Origin of the sequence: Brevibacillus sp. Leaf182, assembly GCF_001423865.2 — a bacterium.
In the GTDB taxonomy this organism is placed as follows: Bacteria; Bacillota; Bacilli; order Brevibacillales; family Brevibacillaceae; genus Brevibacillus; species Brevibacillus brevis_C.
On sequence record NZ_LMPN02000024.1, the window covers coordinates 345,569 to 362,150 of the forward strand.

At 46.0% G+C, this 16,582-nt stretch carries 16 protein-coding genes; 2 read left to right on the forward strand and 14 right to left on the reverse strand.

Annotated elements, in window-relative coordinates; translation table 11 throughout:
* Positions 1 to 20: 20 nt before the first annotated feature.
* The 14 genes from ASG16_RS17910 to ASG16_RS17975 all read right to left on the reverse strand — a co-directional run bounded on the left by ASG16_RS17910 (position 21) and on the right by ASG16_RS17975 (position 13,996).
* Positions 21 to 287, reverse strand: coding sequence for a hypothetical protein (locus ASG16_RS17910; protein ID WP_056489801.1), 267 nt, complete (start codon positions 285 to 287; stop codon positions 21 to 23).
* A gap of 99 nt (positions 288 to 386) precedes the next feature.
* A complete protein-coding gene (locus ASG16_RS17915) occupies positions 387 to 608 on the reverse strand; it encodes a WYL domain-containing protein (protein WP_056489803.1) in 222 nt (73 codons plus the stop codon).
* Between the two features lie 170 nt (positions 609 to 778).
* The gene (locus ASG16_RS17920) at positions 779 to 2,020 is read right to left on the reverse strand and encodes an MFS transporter (RefSeq protein WP_056489805.1); all 1,242 of its coding nucleotides are present in this window, start codon (positions 2,018 to 2,020) and stop codon (positions 779 to 781) included.
* A gap of 277 nt (positions 2,021 to 2,297) precedes the next feature.
* Complete coding sequence (locus ASG16_RS17925) at positions 2,298 to 2,921, reverse strand: YcnI family copper-binding membrane protein (protein ID WP_056489872.1); 624 nt, start codon at positions 2,919 to 2,921, stop codon at positions 2,298 to 2,300.
* Positions 2,922 to 2,936: 15 nt separating this feature from the next.
* Entirely contained in the window at positions 2,937 to 4,223 is a 1,287-nt protein-coding gene (locus ASG16_RS17930; protein ID WP_056489809.1) for a copper resistance CopC/CopD family protein, read from the reverse strand.
* A gap of 152 nt (positions 4,224 to 4,375) precedes the next feature.
* Entirely contained in the window at positions 4,376 to 5,209 is an 834-nt protein-coding gene (locus ASG16_RS17935; RefSeq protein WP_056489812.1) for an alpha/beta fold hydrolase, read from the reverse strand.
* Between the two features lie 55 nt (positions 5,210 to 5,264).
* Entirely contained in the window at positions 5,265 to 6,368 is a 1,104-nt protein-coding gene (locus ASG16_RS17940) for a Ger(x)C family spore germination protein (protein ID WP_056489815.1), read from the reverse strand.
* Positions 6,365 to 7,468, reverse strand: a complete 1,104-nt coding sequence (locus ASG16_RS17945) for a GerAB/ArcD/ProY family transporter (RefSeq protein ID WP_056489817.1) — start codon at positions 7,466 to 7,468, stop codon at positions 6,365 to 6,367. Before ASG16_RS17945 ends, ASG16_RS17940 begins: the two co-directional genes overlap by 4 nt.
* Before the next feature lie 17 nt (positions 7,469 to 7,485).
* Positions 7,486 to 8,961: a spore germination protein gene (locus ASG16_RS17950; protein WP_056489820.1), complete on the reverse strand. Its 1,476-nt coding sequence runs from the start codon at positions 8,959 to 8,961 to the stop codon at positions 7,486 to 7,488.
* A gap of 149 nt (positions 8,962 to 9,110) precedes the next feature.
* Positions 9,111 to 10,166 carry an ABC transporter substrate-binding protein gene (locus tag ASG16_RS17955; protein ID WP_056489822.1) on the reverse strand — a complete coding sequence of 352 codons (1,056 nt, stop codon included), beginning with the start codon at positions 10,164 to 10,166 and terminating at the stop codon, positions 9,111 to 9,113.
* A gap of 61 nt (positions 10,167 to 10,227) precedes the next feature.
* On the reverse strand, positions 10,228 to 11,025 hold the full coding sequence (locus ASG16_RS17960; RefSeq protein WP_048034220.1) for an ABC transporter permease: 798 nt from the start codon (positions 11,023 to 11,025) through the stop codon (positions 10,228 to 10,230).
* Positions 11,022 to 11,825 (reverse strand): ABC transporter permease, encoded by an 804-nt coding sequence (locus ASG16_RS17965; RefSeq protein ID WP_048035925.1) that lies wholly within the window; start codon positions 11,823 to 11,825, stop codon positions 11,022 to 11,024. The genes ASG16_RS17960 and ASG16_RS17965 overlap by 4 nt, the downstream gene beginning before the upstream one ends.
* A 44-nt stretch (positions 11,826 to 11,869) precedes the next feature.
* Positions 11,870 to 12,856, reverse strand: a complete 987-nt coding sequence (locus ASG16_RS17970; RefSeq protein ID WP_056489825.1) for an ABC transporter ATP-binding protein — start codon at positions 12,854 to 12,856, stop codon at positions 11,870 to 11,872.
* 189 nt (positions 12,857 to 13,045) lie between these two features.
* Positions 13,046 to 13,996, reverse strand: coding sequence for a DMT family transporter (locus ASG16_RS17975; protein WP_056489827.1), 951 nt, complete (start codon positions 13,994 to 13,996; stop codon positions 13,046 to 13,048).
* 135 nt (positions 13,997 to 14,131) lie between these two features.
* Between ASG16_RS17975 and ASG16_RS17980 the strand changes: the two genes are divergently transcribed.
* Both ASG16_RS17980 and ASG16_RS17985 read left to right on the forward strand, forming a co-directional pair.
* Positions 14,132 to 15,481 (forward strand): aminotransferase-like domain-containing protein, encoded by a 1,350-nt coding sequence (locus tag ASG16_RS17980; RefSeq protein ID WP_056489875.1) that lies wholly within the window; start codon positions 14,132 to 14,134, stop codon positions 15,479 to 15,481.
* 401 nt (positions 15,482 to 15,882) lie between these two features.
* Complete coding sequence (locus ASG16_RS17985; protein WP_056489830.1) at positions 15,883 to 16,506, forward strand: YqaA family protein; 624 nt, start codon at positions 15,883 to 15,885, stop codon at positions 16,504 to 16,506.
* The last annotated feature ends 76 nt before the right edge of the window (positions 16,507 to 16,582 follow it).

Genomic DNA, 16,582 nt, shown 5'->3' on the forward strand with positions numbered 1-16,582 from the left:
TGAAACAAAATGCAACAGCGTCAATCTCCCCCGCCGCCGCCTCCGCTATCTCCGCCACCACCACTGTCTCCACCACTACCGCTATCGCTTCCGCTGTCATAGCTGTCCCAACGATCATTTGAATCGTGACTTCGATGATGGTGATTGTGAGAGCTGTCTACATAGAAGGCTCCGCCCCCGCTGTCTGAAGAGGAATGAGAGCGCCCACTTCCGCCTTTTGCAGCTTTGGACGCCAAGACAAATACTACGATCAAAAACATGATGACGATGACAATGAAGAACTCCATTGTTTGTCCCCGCCCTTCCGCTTTTTTAAGGTTGTTTACCTAATTTAGTATAACATAGTATGGCTGGAATAGGCTGGGGGCGTAGAGGGTGATTCCTTTTCATCCGGCAAAATGTCCAGACACAGGTGCGATCGCCAAAATGTTTTCCAACACAAATACACGATACGCCTTCCTCCTATAACAGTATGCTTTCAAGCTCCCTTTGTTCACATCGATTTGCACCACACGAATCGTACGCCTGCTGGTCTCTCCATCCTTCTTCAAATAGATGATCTCCACTGCTTGCTGCCTCGCTGCGTACCTTCTCAACTCCTGAATCATCAGGCTGTCACCACCACAAAATGTGTCTTCTTGTTGTTGAAATCATAATACCAAAAGAGAACGCTTGTTCGCAAGTTTTGATTGCAAAAACCAACGATTGCCTCAACAAAAAAGCATGTGCCCTAAAAAAATGGACACATGCCTTATGCTTGTTACACTGTATATGTGACTCAGCGCCTTCTAAGCGCACGTCCGAACACAATGAGAATCGGTGCCAACAAGATAGCCGCCGCAACCAGCGAAGCGCGAACCGAAAAACGGGTCCCGATCCATCCGACAGCCGGACCACCTGCCGTTTGTCCCAAGGCATTGGACTGGCCCATCATCGACAGAACCGTCGCTCGCACACTGCTCTCAATGTTCAGATTCAGCCATGTATCATACAGCGGACTGCTTAATGACTGAATCACACCGATCAACAGCAATGCTACTAACGCCCAGCTAAAGCTAGGGGAAAAGGCAAAAGCAATCATCGCTGCTATTTTGAGCCCCGTCAACGTGAACATGCCCACAAGGACAACCCTCTCATTGTTCACATCCAGCCTTTTTTCCACAATGCCTACAACGATGAGACCGAGTAAGCTTGCGAGTGCGGCAATGATCCCGAACCACATTGGCATCGAAATAGCAGCGAGCTCTGGAAAGCCAATTTCAGCGATCAAATGCGCTTCCCACAAACGGTCATACCCTTCAGAAGCTGCACCCGTAAATAGCGTCACGAACAAGATCAGCATCAGAATCGGCTGACTGCGAATCACCTTGGCACCAGAAGTCCACGTCTGAATCATTTCCTTCACGTGGGAAGCACCTTGCTCACGCTCACGAGGAACAAAACCAGTCTCCTTCATGAACAGAAACAGAAAGACACCAAGCCCCAGATACATGAGGCCACCTATAAGGTAAGGCAAATGGGGAGCGAGTGTTGCTAATGCCACACTAAGTGCAATCCCGAGCAGATTCCCAAACAAAGAGTAGCGCTTGGCCTTCATGAAAATCGTACCAATCTTCTCTTCTCCGACCTCATCCACAATCCATGCAGTATCCGCTCCACTGATAAACGTATACCCGAGACCACTGATGACTTGCGAAAACAGCACCAAGCCGAAGACAGAAAACACTGGTACCCAAGCATCAAGCGCGGGAACGATCCCCTGCATCGCAAATCCGATTCCTAGCAAAAACATCCCGATAATGACGGAGCGACGGCGACTGTACGTATCCGCCACTACACCTGTTATCCCTTCAAACACCAACACGGATAACTCCAATACCGTCCCAATCAATAGCAATTCAAACGGGTTAAAACCAAGTGTCACAATATAGTAAAGCGCATAGGTCGTGAACATGGTCGTATTGGCCAGGGAAGTCAAAAAACTTTTGATCATATATACTTTTGTCGCATTCATGAACATGGAAGCAGTATCCACCTTTTTTTAGGCAGATGACGCGTTCCGTTTTCACATACTGATCGTTACTCTACAATCCTCTACTGTGCAAAATGCGTACGCGTCATGCTGCCACTCTTATTTTTCCTTCCTCTGTACTTGCTTGCTCTGAATAGTGTTTTTAACATGTGATATACACCTCCGAAAGTAATTATAGCTATTATAAAATCATTTCAATTCCCACACAATGGAAAAAAGCTCTGCAGCATGATTGGATACACTGCACAGCTTTTTTAAGAAGCACTTACGCTTTTTTTCTAAACAGACCAACGATGGAGATCAACAACGCCAAACCAGAAAGTACCAATGGCAAGGTATTGTTGCTGCCTGCACTCGCCGCTTCCCCGGCAGGAGCGGTTGCCGGCTTTTGTTCTTGTCCATGCTCATGCCCTGCTTCCCCTACACCAGCCTTAATGGTAGTGACAGACGCTGGTGTTTTGGAATCCTTGTCCCCTGTCCATTCCACAACCTCGCCATTTGCATAGGTCTGATAAGCCTTCCAAGCCAATTGACCCTCTTCTTTCGGGTTTGCACCGACAAACGTGAACTCTTGGAATTCATGCGCCTTGATTCCGCCTTCTGTTGCTGTCCACACAAGCGCTGTGTTCACACCGTCTTTATCTTTTTCGAACTCGTAGGTCCAGCCAGGAATCGGTTGTACGGAATTTACCTTCACACCTGCTGGGAATTCCAGCTTCACTTTTGTTGTGTTAACGTCTTTTTCTACTGGGACACGCACGGTGTATTTTTCATAGGAGCCTGTAGTAGCCTCTTTCGGATATACGTTCACATGTGCTTGTGCTGCTGTCGCCAACGTCAAAACTGCACCTGCTACCAGTACACTGCTCATCCATTTTTTCATTTTCATCATATGAAATCCTCCCTAATTTGAATCTGTTTGAATCACTGCCTGATTATTTGTCGTAGCTGTCGGGTAGTTGATCTGGCTCATCCAAAGTCCAGCCAGAATAGCGATAATCCCGAATACAATCTCCCAACGCAAGTAAGCAGGCTGCAAGGAATTTTTCGTCCGCCAGCGTCTCGTTTGCCTAAAGGCAAGAAGTAGCATGAGGCAGACACTTCCTATTTTTCCGTATAACAGATAGCTCCATGCCGTTGCACTCTGGAAAACGTTCATGACATCCGTCTGCACGATGAGCATGACAACACCCGTCACGACGGCAAGCACTGCCGCAACAGCAACTGTCTGCAAGAAGAACCTCTTGAACGACTCCTGTCCTCGTTCAGCCGCTTTGACTGTAAGAAGCAAGTACACAAGTGCCCCCATCCACACAGCGACCGTCAACACATGCAACAGTCTCAGCAAAATGGACAGCCAGACTGGAGCAATACCCCATGCATGACCACCAAAAGCTTGTGCGCTAATCACGATCACCCAGATTCCCACATACCATCCGGACACCATATTGGGGATCGCGATCAATAACAGTAGTACAAAGGACACCAGCAGCATGATCGCAAACGGAGACTGACTGAGCAAGTTCCCGTCCATCTGCCATAGTGCTTGCGTAAGTGATACAGCGGATAACGCTTCGTCATACAAGAACCACAAAAATATAAGTCCGATGATCGCCAAACTCCATCCGATTTGTCTGCCAATCCCGATGAGCTGGGCAAGGGAAGGCAAGCCATGACGCTGTGCTGCCCACGCTACCAGATACAAGCCCCCACCTATGAGGATAATTCCTTGTGCCAAATAGCGGTACATGATCAAGTAGCTTGAATCTGCTTTTTGCTCATTGGGCGGAACCACGACCGCACTTTTTTGTCCGATGGAAAACGTGAGCTTCTCTTCGATCGGATGTCCGTCCTCGGAAACGACAGATACGATAACCGAATACGTTCCTTCAGCCAAATCACTTGGCAGTTTCGCATTTAGCTGCGAGGCATCACCTGGCTGCAATGTCGGCCGCTCTAGTTTTATTTCCTTGCCATCCCAGTCAAATAGACGCACGTTGACAAAATCGGGCTCCAATGTTTCGGTAAACCGCGCAGATATTTGTCCTGGATTCGCCTTCAGTACCTCACCATCTTGCGGTGAGCTGCTCATCAAGCCAGCATGGGCGTAAGCAGTTGTCATACCCGTTGTCAGGACAAGTAAGAAGGCGAGCAAAAACATAACCGCATAGTGTCTGATGTTGTATGTCACCCTATCACCTGCTTCCTTATTTCGTACTTAATCCTATCAAAATAGTACGAGAATCTATATGGCTCCATCGGGCTATCTGATGTGGCAAAGTGTTGAAAACAAAAAAAGGCATGAGCGGTAATTCTCTCCGATCCACGCCTTTTCAAACTGTATTAGGATGATCTTACCGTGCTTTGTGCGAGAAATTCCAGGACGAGTTGGTTGAATACCTCTGGTTGATCCATCGGTGGGATATGGGCTGAGTCAGGCAGGATGACTTTTTGTGCGCCTGTAATTCGTTCAGTCAACACATCGGCGATCTGTAGAAAATCGGGATAATCCCGTGCTCCTGCAAGAACGAGTGTTGGGGCTTTAATGTTTTCCAAACGCTCGATTGGTGAGGGAGATAACGTTTCCAATCCAACGCCAAACTCCGGCAACGAAAAGGCGTGTCTGTTGATTTCTTTAAAGCGGTTTCGTGCTTCGAGAGCTTGCTCATTTACCGGTTGACCAGGACCGTCAAACCACATTTGTGTCGTCATTTCCAACGCTTCCTCTGTCGTGCCACGCTGACATACTTGATTGAACCGTTCCACATCATGTAGCCTTTGTTCACTTCTTGGGTGACCAAACAAGCCGGATGCGACTAGAATCAAGCTGCTCACCATCTGCGGATAAGCAAGGGCGAACTCCTGCGCGACCATTCCCCCAAACGAAAGCCCAGTCACATGCGCTTTTTGAATACCAAGCCCCAGCAGAACTGCTTTCACGTCGTCATACAAGGTAAAAGGAACGTCAGTCGCCAGTGTTTTACCGAACCCGCGGATATCAAAGCGAACAACCTTATACGTCTGTGCGAATGCTTGTAGCTGGTCATCCCATAGCCTTGTATCCAGATTGAAGCCGTGGATCAATAAGAGCGGTTCGCCTTCCCCTGCTACTTCATAGTAAATACGTGCGCCATTGGCTTCGAGAAAGCCAGTTTGTACAGCCTGCTTTTTTTCCATTTTTTCTCACCTCCCCCTCACTATCTCACCCCGGATTGTCGCTTGTCTATGTATTTTATCCAATGACGCCTGTACGTAAAATCTTGATCTCGACATCCACATCAAATTTCGCCCTTTTTATGATTTCCCGACATTCATCTTTGCTCAATATCTTCTTCCCGTTCTTTTGACTGGCTATATTGTAAATTTCCCCAAATCCTACCGGGTCTACATCGTGCTTTCTGAACTTCTCCAGTAAATGTTCCGTCTCTTTTTTAACCGCCAGTTCGATTGCTTTTTGTACCTTATTCAACTGCTCAGGCTTTGATAAATCGATTTTTTCAGCCATTTCCTGAATCTGCGCTGCCATCTTAACCTTCACAGAAAATCTTGGTTTCTCCAAATCCAGAACTTTTATTTGCTTTTTGCTTGAGATATGTTCAATTACAGTAAAAAGACGCTTTTTATCGAGGGAAATGTTTATTTCCAATTCCCCCTTATTGTAACGCTCCCGTAATATCTTAAGGAAAAATCCCTCCCTTGATGTAATCTCTGCCACCAGTTTTTCATCGCGAAATAATCCAATTTGATTAATATGCAATTCATTCTTTACTCTTTCGATATAAGGCATCACGGGATCTTTCCCGATGGCATAATAATCTTTCATGTACTCATGAAGTTTCGAGGAGATCATATTCTCTCCTTCGACGTTCTGCCGTATGGCTTGATACAGGTAAATTCCAATGTTGCTGTTCTCGGGATAGCGATGTGTCAAAATATCATATGCTCGTCCTTTGGCTACCGTTAAATAGACATTGCTACCGACTGAGGCATCACGCGTTAAGTTTTCCACAAGAGAAAGGATTCCTTTACGTGCTAATTCATCGTGATAGACTACGACGCGTATTTGACCGGCTACAATTTTTTTGGAAGACTCCCTGTTCTGTGTAACGGTAAGTCCTTTACTTGTATGCGCTGTGCCAGAAATCACAGTGACCAACTCACGTGCCTCCGGGTCAATTTGATAAAATACCGTGGTACCTAGCAGCTTTCCATCTTTACTCAGATCGTACCCTACCGCAACCGCCAGGCCCAATTTTTCTAATACGTGCTGCTCCCCACAGCCGTTCAATAACACGACGACTACTAAGCAGGAAACAAGCAATCGTAACCTTTTCATGTCCGGACCGCTCCCCTCCGAAACAGCCGAATTACTACATAAAGCACGATGGGATAAACAAAAATGATATAGAAGCCTACACCACCGAAAATATCCGTGATGAGATTAATCGACTGGCGAGTTTCCAAAAAATTGCTAGCAAAAAACATGACACCAACAATCCCAATAAGTGCCATTCTCTCCTTGAGCCCACTAATATGGTGAACCCCTCGCATGGCTACCCATAGGTTCATCAGCAAATTATCTAGCATGATGAGCATCCATAGTGAGATGGACACAAACTCAAAACGCTCCAAAAACGGAAACTCTACAATTTTCATCATCATTAGCGTTGCCCAGATAAGTTGCTTAAGCTGTTCCCCTTGAAAGTACAAGAGTGTAACCAGCATGACTACCACATACAAGCAGGTGGTCATGAACAACCCACCATGTACATACCGCGATAGCAATTCCTTTTCCTTCACAAATGGATAGATGAACAAAATAATCTCAAATCCGATGATGGAAAAAGACATCTTCTTGGCACCGTCCATAAGCTGTACAAGATCATGATGAAAGACTGGCTGCAATAAATGAAAATCGGCATATTGCATGGGGTAAATCATGAGCAGTAGCTGCAAAATCGTCAACCCGACAGAAAAAAAGCTAATGCCAGCCAACACCCGAATGCCACCCGTCACTCCATAAACGGCCAGGCAAAGCAAGGAGGCATTTAATAACCAGGAAGGCACTTCTGGAAACATCCACGACTGAATAATCTCGATGTACCCTCTCAAGATAGTTAAGGCAGAGCCCATGATATATACGATAAAGATGAAATTAAGAACGCGTGCTGGCCATTTTCCAAATACACATTGATGAATGTCATACAAATCCATGTCTTTGTATTTCGCTAATATTTTTAGCATGAACCACGCTGCTATATGGGTCATAATGCCTGCTAGTATGACCGCAATCCAGGCGTCTTGTTGTACCCTATCATAAATAAAGCGTTGTACGCCCGCTATGCCGATTCCAACCTGATTGCTATGAACCATAAATAGCGCGAGCGATACGCTGATAGCCATATGACTATTTCGACGAAAAGTGGACTGTGACATTCACATTCAACACCTAACTACTGAACTGGCCTTTTTTTCCCGACTTCATCAGGCATACGGGTATTGTCAGGAGAACGTGTCAAAACCGGACGCTTGCCGAGAGAGGAAAAAGGTAACCGGATCAGACTGTTTTTAAAATCCTGCAAGCGAAAAGGAAAGAAGGGTAGAAAAAACGGACGTCCCAGACTTGATTGACGTAAGATGTGTATCAATAGAAAAGACGCGCCAAGCATAATACCAAAACCGCCCCAAATCCCGGCTAACAGGATAATCGGAAAGCGGAGGATACGCACGGCCGTACTCATCATGTAGGAAGGAAAAGTAAAGGAAGCTAATGCACTGAGTGCCACAATCATGATCAAAATGTTACTGGTAAAACCTGCTGCAACGGCTGCCTGTCCAATTACGATACCGCCGACGATCCCTATCGTTTGCCCAACTTTGAAAGGAAGTCTTGCTCCAGCCTCTCGCAAGAATTCAATAATCATCTCAAGCAGCAAAGCTTCAAATAATGGGGGAAAAGGTACCTTGGAACGAGACTTTACGAGCGATACAAGGAGAGCAGATGGAATCATTTCATAATGGAACGTAAGTGCTGCCACATAAGTAGCTGTAAAAAACAGAGAGACAAAAAGGGCCGAGAAACGTAACAATCGAATGAAGGAAGCCATTTGCCACCGGATATAGAGATCTTCATTGGCCTTGAAAAAATCCACGAAGGAACTGGGACCGACAATAGCAAACGGGCTCCCCTCCACAAACACGACAATTTTTCCTTCCAACAGGGCTTCACTCACATGATCAGGTCGTTCTGTTAGGATTAACTGCGGAAAAATAGAGAACGTATTGTCATCAATCAGTTGAACCAATTTTCCACTGTCAATCACGCCGTCTATATCTAGATCGCTTATACGCTGAATGACGGTTTGAACATTTTCAGGAGCAGCCAGTTCCTCCATATAACATATTTCCACATTCGTCATGCTACGTTTCCCAATCGTAATGGATACGTTGGTAAGCAAATCAGTCGAAAGATATCCCTGTAAAACCCCTAAGTTGGTTTCCAATGATTCGCTAAAAGCAACCTGGGGACCGAAAATTTGGGTTTCGACCTGAGCCTCTCCCAAAGAACGACTCGGTATTTTTGCTACGTAGAGAAGAAGCCCGCTCGCCATTCCTTCCATTTGAAGGTAAATCCATCCCCTCACGAGATACTCGCTGACTTGTCTGTACTCCATAGTTTTGGTGACATGAGCAATAGGAACATTCTCCAAAATCGTATCAGGAACGAGCTTTTCCTCAGGTAACCTTTCCAAATAGGGAAGCAACGCCTGTTGGAGAATTACCTTATCAACTAGATAGGGTAGGTAGGCTAGCAACAAGCTATTGGTCCCACAAGAAAGGTTACGAAACACCAATCGCGGATTTCGCATGTGATCCCATAATATTTCTCGCGTCTCGCTAACGGATTCAGAAATCATGTTGGTTGTCATCTTATGTTTACCCCAATATATGGTGTCCCCTTATTATTTTTCCAATGCCCTCGCTCTATTCCCTTTCCAGCCGAAGAGTAAGCTCCCAGACAAAATGAAAACAAAAAAACCGAGACGGAAATACTCCATCTCGGTTCGTTCACCACTATTTATCTGCCGCTCTTCATTTCAGTCCAGTAGCGGTCGTATTGCTGCAAGGTTTCTCCTACATCCACCAGCCATTCCGCTCGGTCAATGTCTGCTGTATCCAGGAAGACCATCTTGTTGGAACGATATTCTTCACTGTGCAGTGGGTACGCTTTTTCGTTCGGGTTGCTGTAGCCGATGGACTCGTAGTTTTTCACACTGACCTCTGGGTCCATCAGGTAGTTGATGAACTTCTCAGCCATTTCCTTGTTCTTAGCGCCTTTTGGAATTGCCAGCGTGTCTGCCCAGATCGTTGCGCCCTCTTTCGGAATGACGTACTCCACATCTGGATTTTGTGCGTGAATGAAAGCGGCGTCTCCGGACCAAACCGTTCCAATCCATGCTTCTTCCGCAATCATCTTTTGCTTGATGTTGTCTGTATCAAAGGCAACAACATTCGGTACTACCTTTTTCAAATCAGCAAAGGACTTTTCCAGTTCCTCTGTGTTCGTCGTGCTATTGGAGAAGCCGTTCTTGATCAGTGCCATTCCCATAACCTCACGCGGGTCGTTCAGCATGATGACACGGCCCTTGTAAGCTTCATTCCACAGATCGTTCCAGCTTGTCGGGGTTTCTTTTACATATTTCTTGTTGTAAGCGATCCCGGTAATTCCCCATGTATATACGAGTGAATACTTGTTTTCTTTGTCAAAAGGAGGTGTCTTGAACGTAGACACGATATTGCCCATGTTCGGAATGTTGGCTTTGTTCAACTCTTCCAGGAGGCCCAACTGAATCATAGTGCCTACCATGTAGTCGGAAGGTTGAATCAGGTCGTAGCCGGATGCACCCGCTTGAATTTTTGCCAGCATTTCTTCGTTGCTGCCGTATACATCATAGTTAACCTTGACGTTGAATTTTTGCTCAAAATCTTTGATGACGTCTGGGTCAAAGTTGTCTGCCCAGCTATAAATATTCAATACTTGTTGCTCTTGCTCAGATGACGATGAGCAGCCTACAGCAGTCACCGCAAGTACGGCGGTCAAAGCGCCGATCATCAAGGACTTGAAACGTTTCATTTTTTCCTCTCAACCTCCAAATCAGTTATAGGATTGCTTTTATGAAATCTCCATGATGTATCTAAAGGATGGATTGATTATTTTTCGAATCTTTGCGGCGGAAAATCTCGGCTACCACAACCAACAGGACTGTACTCACGATCAAAAGTGTCGAGAGTGCATTCACTTCTGGCGAGACGCCTCGTTTGACCAACCCGTAAATATAGAGTGGCAATGTGGTCGAATTCGGACCAGCCACGAAGAACGAAATAATGAAATCGTCCAGCGACAGGGTAAACGCCATCAGGAAGCCTGCGATAATCCCTGGCATGATCAGAGGCAGCGTCACATAGCGCAATGTCTCCCATGGAGTTGCTCCCAAATCTTGAGATGCTTCTTCCAGTTCTTTGCCCATATCAGCCAAACGGCCAGAGATAATGACCATCACATACGGCATGCTAAACGTAACGTGAGCCAGGATCAGGGTCACTTTCCCCAGCTCCATCTGTACCTGGCTAAACAGCACGAGCAAAGCTAACCCCATCATGATCTCCGGGATGACGATCGGCAAGTACATCAGCCCGTTGAAGATATTGCTCCAACGAATCGAATAATGCTTGACCGCCAACGCGGCAGCCGTACCCAAAACCGTTGCAATAACGCTGCTGATAACCCCAATCGTCAAGCTGTTCATCAGCGCTTGCATGACCTGCCTGTTTTCAAACAAAGAAACGTACCACTTCCACGTAAAACCAGTCCACGTAGCGTTGATCCGTGAATCATTGAACGAATAAAGGACAAGGATCAAGATTGGCAGATACAAAAAGACCAGCATCAGCCACGAGTATCCAGATAGTGCGTTTCGACGTAATGTTTTCATGCTGATCCCTCCTTTGTCTCGCTCGCTTTGGTAGCGCGGAAATAAAGAAGAATCAACAGCATGGACAATAGCATCAGCACGATGGACAAGGCAGAACCAAACGGCCAGTCACGCGCAGACAAAAATTGATTTTGAATGACGTTTCCGATCAGAGCCGATTTCGCTCCTCCCATGACATCCGGAACGACGAACATCCCGATCGATGAAACAAATACGAGGATCGAGCCAGTGACGACACCTGTCTTGGTCATCGGCAGAGTCACATGCCAGAAAGCTTTCCAAGGGGTTGCGCCCAGGTCATACGCTGCTTCCAGCTTACGACGATCCATCTGCTCCAGCGACACATAAATCGGCAGTACCATGAACGGCAAGAGTGTGTACACCATCCCGAGCAGGACAGAACCCGAATTGTACAAAAGCGGCAGCGGCTCCGAAATAATGCCCAGCGATTGCAGGAATGTATTAATTACACCTTGCGAACGCAGGATGATTACCCAAGCATAAGATCGGACCAAGAAGTTGATCCAAAACGGAATCATCACGAGCAAAAGCCATATTTGCTGCGTCGATTTTTCCAGCCGTGAAATGTAATACGCTAACGGATAGCCGCACAAGATCGAAAATACCGTTGTTAGAACCGCCACGACCAGCGTATCCCCAAAAATTTGACCATACAGCGGATCGAAAATACGGATGTAATTGTTCAGCGTAAACTCATAGACAACTTGCCCGTACGTGCCTCTTTTGAGGAAAGACAATATGGCGATCATAAGCATAGGCAGGACGAAAAGCGCACCCATCCACAAAAGGGCGGGAAGCGCGAGCAGTTTTACCGGCTTCTTGTTTAACAAGGAAGAATCACCTCGTCCGTCTGTGCCCAGCCAATGGCCACTTGATCTCCCACCTGCCAGTCCAGACCGTCACCTGCGTACTGGTGTGCCATTACGGTCATATCCTGCCCCTCGAGGCGGATAAATACCTTGCGCAAATTGCCGAGGAATACCGCGTCAGCAATAGTGCCCAGCTTCTTGTGCTTGTCCTTGTCCGAGTCAACCGGGTACAACTTGATCTTTTCAGGACGTACGGCTGTATTCGTTCCGTTTTCCCGGAAAATGTTGTTTTCCCCAATAAAGGTAGCCACAAACAGGGTTTGCGGGGAGTTGTAAATCTCTGCTGGAGAAGCAATCTGTTCAATTCGTCCCTTGTTCATAACCGCGATGCGATCGGACATCGCCATCGCTTCTTCTTGGTCATGGGTGACGTAAATGAACGTTATCCCTAAGTTTTTCTGCAAGTTTTTCAGTTCGAGCTGCAAGCTTTTTCGCAATTGATAGTCCAAAGCACCTAGAGGCTCGTCCAGAAGCAGAACGCGTGGGTTGTTAATGATTGCCCGTGCGATTGCTACGCGTTGCTGTTGTCCGCCAGACAGTTGCTTAGGCGTGCGCTTCCGCAATTCTGTCAGTTGGACGTACTGAAGTACTTCCTCCAAACGCTTTTGTTGTTCAGTTGCGTTCACTTTTTTCATTTTCAAACCAAACAGGATGTTTTGCTCCACGGTCATGTGTGGAAACAAAGCATATTGCTGGAACACCATGTTCATATCGCGCTGATACGGTGGCACAGCCTTAAGTGGCTTGTCTTCCAGGAAAATTTCCCCAGTCGTTGGCTGCTCAAAGCCAGCAATCATTCGCAGCAGTGTCGTTTTCCCGCAGCCACTGGGGCCGAGTAACGTCAAAAACTCCCCTTCTTCAATGGAGAGAGAAAAAGAGGGGACGACGACAGTATCTGCAAATCTCTTTTCAATCGAATCCAGATGTATAATTTTTTTCATTCCGTCATCTCACCATATGTCATTATACTCACAATCTAGGTAACTATATCGTGTATGATACGATTTGTAAACAGTTTCACCAAGTCTGGAATGATTTTTTTGCGGCCAGCAAGTAAGAGCGATTCCTTCACAAAAACAAACAGAGCCAATGTATAAACATTCGCTCTGTTGCGTATTCCTTTTATTTTCTCATACAGAAGTGGATTTCGGTTGAGGCGTGCGATTCTGGTTTTTGGATCTTGCCCCTAGGAAATTCGTCCCAATCACCCCGATAATAATCATCACCGCACCAATAAGATGGTAGTATGCCAGTTGTTCCTGCAAAAAGATGACGCCTGCCACGATGGTAACCAATGTAGACAAATTGTTAAACACGCTAAGTTTGGAAGCTTCCATCTTGGACAAGGCAAAGTTGGTCATAAAAGACGTCATGAGCGAAGACAGTATCCCCAAAAATACAATCGAGATGATAAACGCCGAGCTGGCGAAAGGGGCAAAATACGTCGACAAGGTTCCCTCTGCACTATGGCGAATGACTGACCAGCCATTAAAAAACAAAAATCCGAGCAACGCCACCATATATGTCATGTCTATATAATGAAAGGACTTAGTCATTTTCCTCGCCAGAACACTATACCCCGCTAAAGAAAACGCGGATAACAGGATGAGAATGGTACCGATACTACTCCCTGACCCTGCGCTTACACCCAGCCCCTTCATTGCAAAAATGTACACGACACCTCCTACGGATAAAAGCGTGGACAGCTTTTGCAGCCACGTAGAAGACTCTCCCAAAAAGAATGCCGCCATGATCATAGTAAAAATCGGAACGGTTGCTTGAATAATCCCTGCTTCAGATGAAGTGGTATACACCAGTCCAAACGCCTGAAGGGTAAAGAACAGCACGGGGTACAGCATGGCGAGCGGTATAATCGTGAGCATGTCTTTTGGTTTGATGGACAGCTTGATCCACCCAAACACGATCGGTATGGATGCAGCGATAAATGCCACGGTAAAACGGTGTGCCAAAGTATCAACCGGGTTGGTTACAGCCAGTGCCATTTTCAGAAACAAAAACGACAAGCCGGTAATCCCTGCATTCAGTAATGCCGCAAGAATCGCTTTTTGTTGGTCTTTCATCGTATGTATCTCTCCTACTGGGGACTTTTTACAGACGGCCGTCTTAGGTTAATAGTAATGGGGGATTAATCGTGCTACAATGCAAAAAAGGAGTAACTGTACCGATACAAATCCGGCAGTAAGGGAATGTTTTGGATGCACAAATATTTGCAGCTTCAAAATGAACTCGAAACATTGATTGAAAGCCTCTCCTATCGAGACGGAGACCGGCTTCCCTCCATTCGGGAGCTCGCATCTCGCTACCAATGCAGCAAGAGCACTGTCATCCGCACTTTGGATGAGCTCGAAAAGCGTCACCTCATCTACTCAGTCGACCGAAGCGGTTACTACGTCGTGAAAAAACAAAAGAAGATACAACCCGCAGATACGTCCATGATCGATTTTGCGACCTCTGCTCCCGATCCTGACCTTTTTCCTTATGTCGACTTTCAACACTGCATCAATAAAGCGATTGAAACCTATAAAAACGATCTTTTCATATATGGAACTACACAAGGCTTGCCATCGCTCATTGCCGTCATCGCCAAGCTGCTTGGGAACCATCAGGTTTTTACGGACCCGGGTAATATTTTCATTACCTCCGGTGTCCAACAAGCTCTATCCTTGCTGTGCAGTCTTCCTTTTCCAAATGGCAAAGAAACGATTCTGATTGAGCAGCCCAGCTACCACCTTTTCATTGAAAGTTTGCAAGTACGCAAGCATCCTGTCGTCGGGATCAAGCGCACTGCCCAAGGAATCGATTTAGAAGAGCTGGAGTCTATTTTCAGAACGAAAGAGATCAAGTTTTTCTATACGATGCCTCGCTATCATAGTCCGCTCGGTACGACGTACAGTCGAAAGGATAAACAGCGCATTGTGGAGCTTGCCCAACAGTATGACGTCTATATTGTAGAAGACGATTACATGGCAGACCTTGAGCATGACAGCAAAGCCGATCCCCTCTTTACCTATGATCGCTTTTCTCGCACCATCTATTTAAAAAGCTATTCCAAAATTATTTTTCCCGGGCTGCGTTTGGGTGTAGCCGTTATACCTGACGCGCTTAAGGATTCCTTCAACCAGCACAAGCGACTCATGGATATCGACAGCTCCATGCTCTCACAAGCTGCATTGGAAATTTACCTAAAAAGTGGAATGTTCGAGCGTCACAAGCAAAAAATACGCACTTCCTATCAACGGCGTTCCAACCTGCTGATGGCGTCCTTGAACCATTTTGCGGCGAATGAAGAGAATCTGTTCAGCTTTCAGTCCTTTGCGTATCCGGGGATTCATACGCACATTGTTTTGAACGATTCCACCCCGGTCTCTGCTGTTATCGGCCAGCTCAAAAAACGCTCGATCCTTGTGGATGCTACGGACAAAAATTACTTGATGGGCTTTCCGCAAGAAAATATGTTGAAGCTGAATGTGTCCTATGCCAAGGAAGCAGTGATTGAGCAAGGGATTGAGGTGTTGATGGATGTGTTACGCCGCATGCACCGATAACTTATCCGCCTTACGTCGTAGATAAAATCCGACGAGAGTGCGTTATTGGACAACAACGAAATCTCGATAATGGAACTATTGGTTCCAAAATGTTGAGTAACCAGAAAACGATCTACATCGTATTATCAGATACAGAAACATGATTTCCCCCGATGCTTCGCTGGTATTGTTTCAAAATGCATCGATTGCGGTATATCGTTATATAGTAAGTGAATCCCAATCCAAAAAAATTCGTTCCATAGTCGGCCAGTTTGAAGTAGAATCGCATCTATACACATATAATTTGTTGGGCTTACTCGGTGTGATGCTGAGCATTCCAATAAAGCGTAAAAACCTGGTACGATCCGACTCGATTAAGTTGATGACTGGCAGTTAACGATAGAATGACAAAGGAGAAATAGATGTTTCAGAACATTTTAGATTTCTTAATGGAATACGGCTATTTGGGAATGTTCATCCATTCTTTTGCAGACGCAGTCATCTTTCCCGTTCCTGCCTTCTTTCTTCAAGTACCACTCAGCCTCGTTGATCCTTCGCAGGCCTTGTGGATTGCAACGGTAGGCTACATCGCTTGTCTGTTAGGAACACCCGTCGGTTATTTTATTGGTAAAGTACTAGGCAAATCCGTTCTGTACAAACTCCTCAAGAAGGAATGGATTGATTCTGCCACAGCGATGTTCCAAAAGAAAGGCGAAGTTGCGATCTTCATCGGTTCGTTTACCCCCATTCCGTTTAAAGTGTTTACAATCATGTCGGGTTGCTTGAAATTCCCGTTGTGGAAATTGATTGGGTACGCGGCAATTGGACGGGCAGTCAAATTTTACGCAGTCGGCTTTTTGTTTTATTTTTACGGTAAAATGGCAGAAAATATGGTCCATAACGTTTCTCTCTATATCTTTCTCACCGTTGTGCCGCTCATCTTGGTCGGGCTATGGGTGAAGAAAATCATCGCCAAGCGCCGCCAAGTGAAAATGGAAAGCGCCGGAGTCAGCAACGGCATTAATGAGAAAGTCATGAATAAATAAAGACGATCATAAAAAGCAAAGAAACCCCAGATTGAACTGACCCCTGTCAAGTAGACAGGAAATAAAAAAGACACTC

Excerpts from the sequence above, each read along its gene's own strand:
- ASG16_RS17950 (WP_056489820.1), bottom strand. The coding sequence starts at position 8,961 with ATGACAACCAACATGATTTCTGAATCCGTTAGCGAGACGCGAGAAATA.
- ASG16_RS17985 (WP_056489830.1), top strand. The coding sequence starts at position 15,883 with ATGTTTCAGAACATTTTAGATTTCTTAATGGAATACGGCTATTTGGGA.
- ASG16_RS17940 (WP_056489815.1), bottom strand. The coding sequence starts at position 6,368 with ATGAAAAGGTTACGATTGCTTGTTTCCTGCTTAGTAGTCGTCGTGTTA.
- ASG16_RS17980 (WP_056489875.1), top strand. The coding sequence starts at position 14,132 with ATGCACAAATATTTGCAGCTTCAAAATGAACTCGAAACATTGATTGAA.
- ASG16_RS17970 (WP_056489825.1), bottom strand. The coding sequence starts at position 12,856 with ATGAAAAAAATTATACATCTGGATTCGATTGAAAAGAGATTTGCAGAT.
- ASG16_RS17935 (WP_056489812.1), bottom strand. The coding sequence starts at position 5,209 with ATGGAAAAAAAGCAGGCTGTACAAACTGGCTTTCTCGAAGCCAATGGC.
- ASG16_RS17955 (WP_056489822.1), bottom strand. The coding sequence starts at position 10,166 with ATGAAACGTTTCAAGTCCTTGATGATCGGCGCTTTGACCGCCGTACTT.
- ASG16_RS17965 (WP_048035925.1), bottom strand. The coding sequence starts at position 11,825 with ATGGGTGCGCTTTTCGTCCTGCCTATGCTTATGATCGCCATATTGTCT.
- ASG16_RS17960 (WP_048034220.1), bottom strand. The coding sequence starts at position 11,025 with ATGAAAACATTACGTCGAAACGCACTATCTGGATACTCGTGGCTGATG.
- ASG16_RS17915 (WP_056489803.1), bottom strand. The coding sequence starts at position 608 with ATGATTCAGGAGTTGAGAAGGTACGCAGCGAGGCAGCAAGCAGTGGAG.
- ASG16_RS17920 (WP_056489805.1), bottom strand. The coding sequence starts at position 2,020 with ATGTTCATGAATGCGACAAAAGTATATATGATCAAAAGTTTTTTGACT.
- ASG16_RS17910 (WP_056489801.1), bottom strand. The coding sequence starts at position 287 with ATGGAGTTCTTCATTGTCATCGTCATCATGTTTTTGATCGTAGTATTT.
- ASG16_RS17975 (WP_056489827.1), bottom strand. The coding sequence starts at position 13,996 with ATGAAAGACCAACAAAAAGCGATTCTTGCGGCATTACTGAATGCAGGG.
- ASG16_RS17945 (WP_056489817.1), bottom strand. The coding sequence starts at position 7,468 with ATGTCACAGTCCACTTTTCGTCGAAATAGTCATATGGCTATCAGCGTA.
- ASG16_RS17925 (WP_056489872.1), bottom strand. The coding sequence starts at position 2,921 with ATGAAAATGAAAAAATGGATGAGCAGTGTACTGGTAGCAGGTGCAGTT.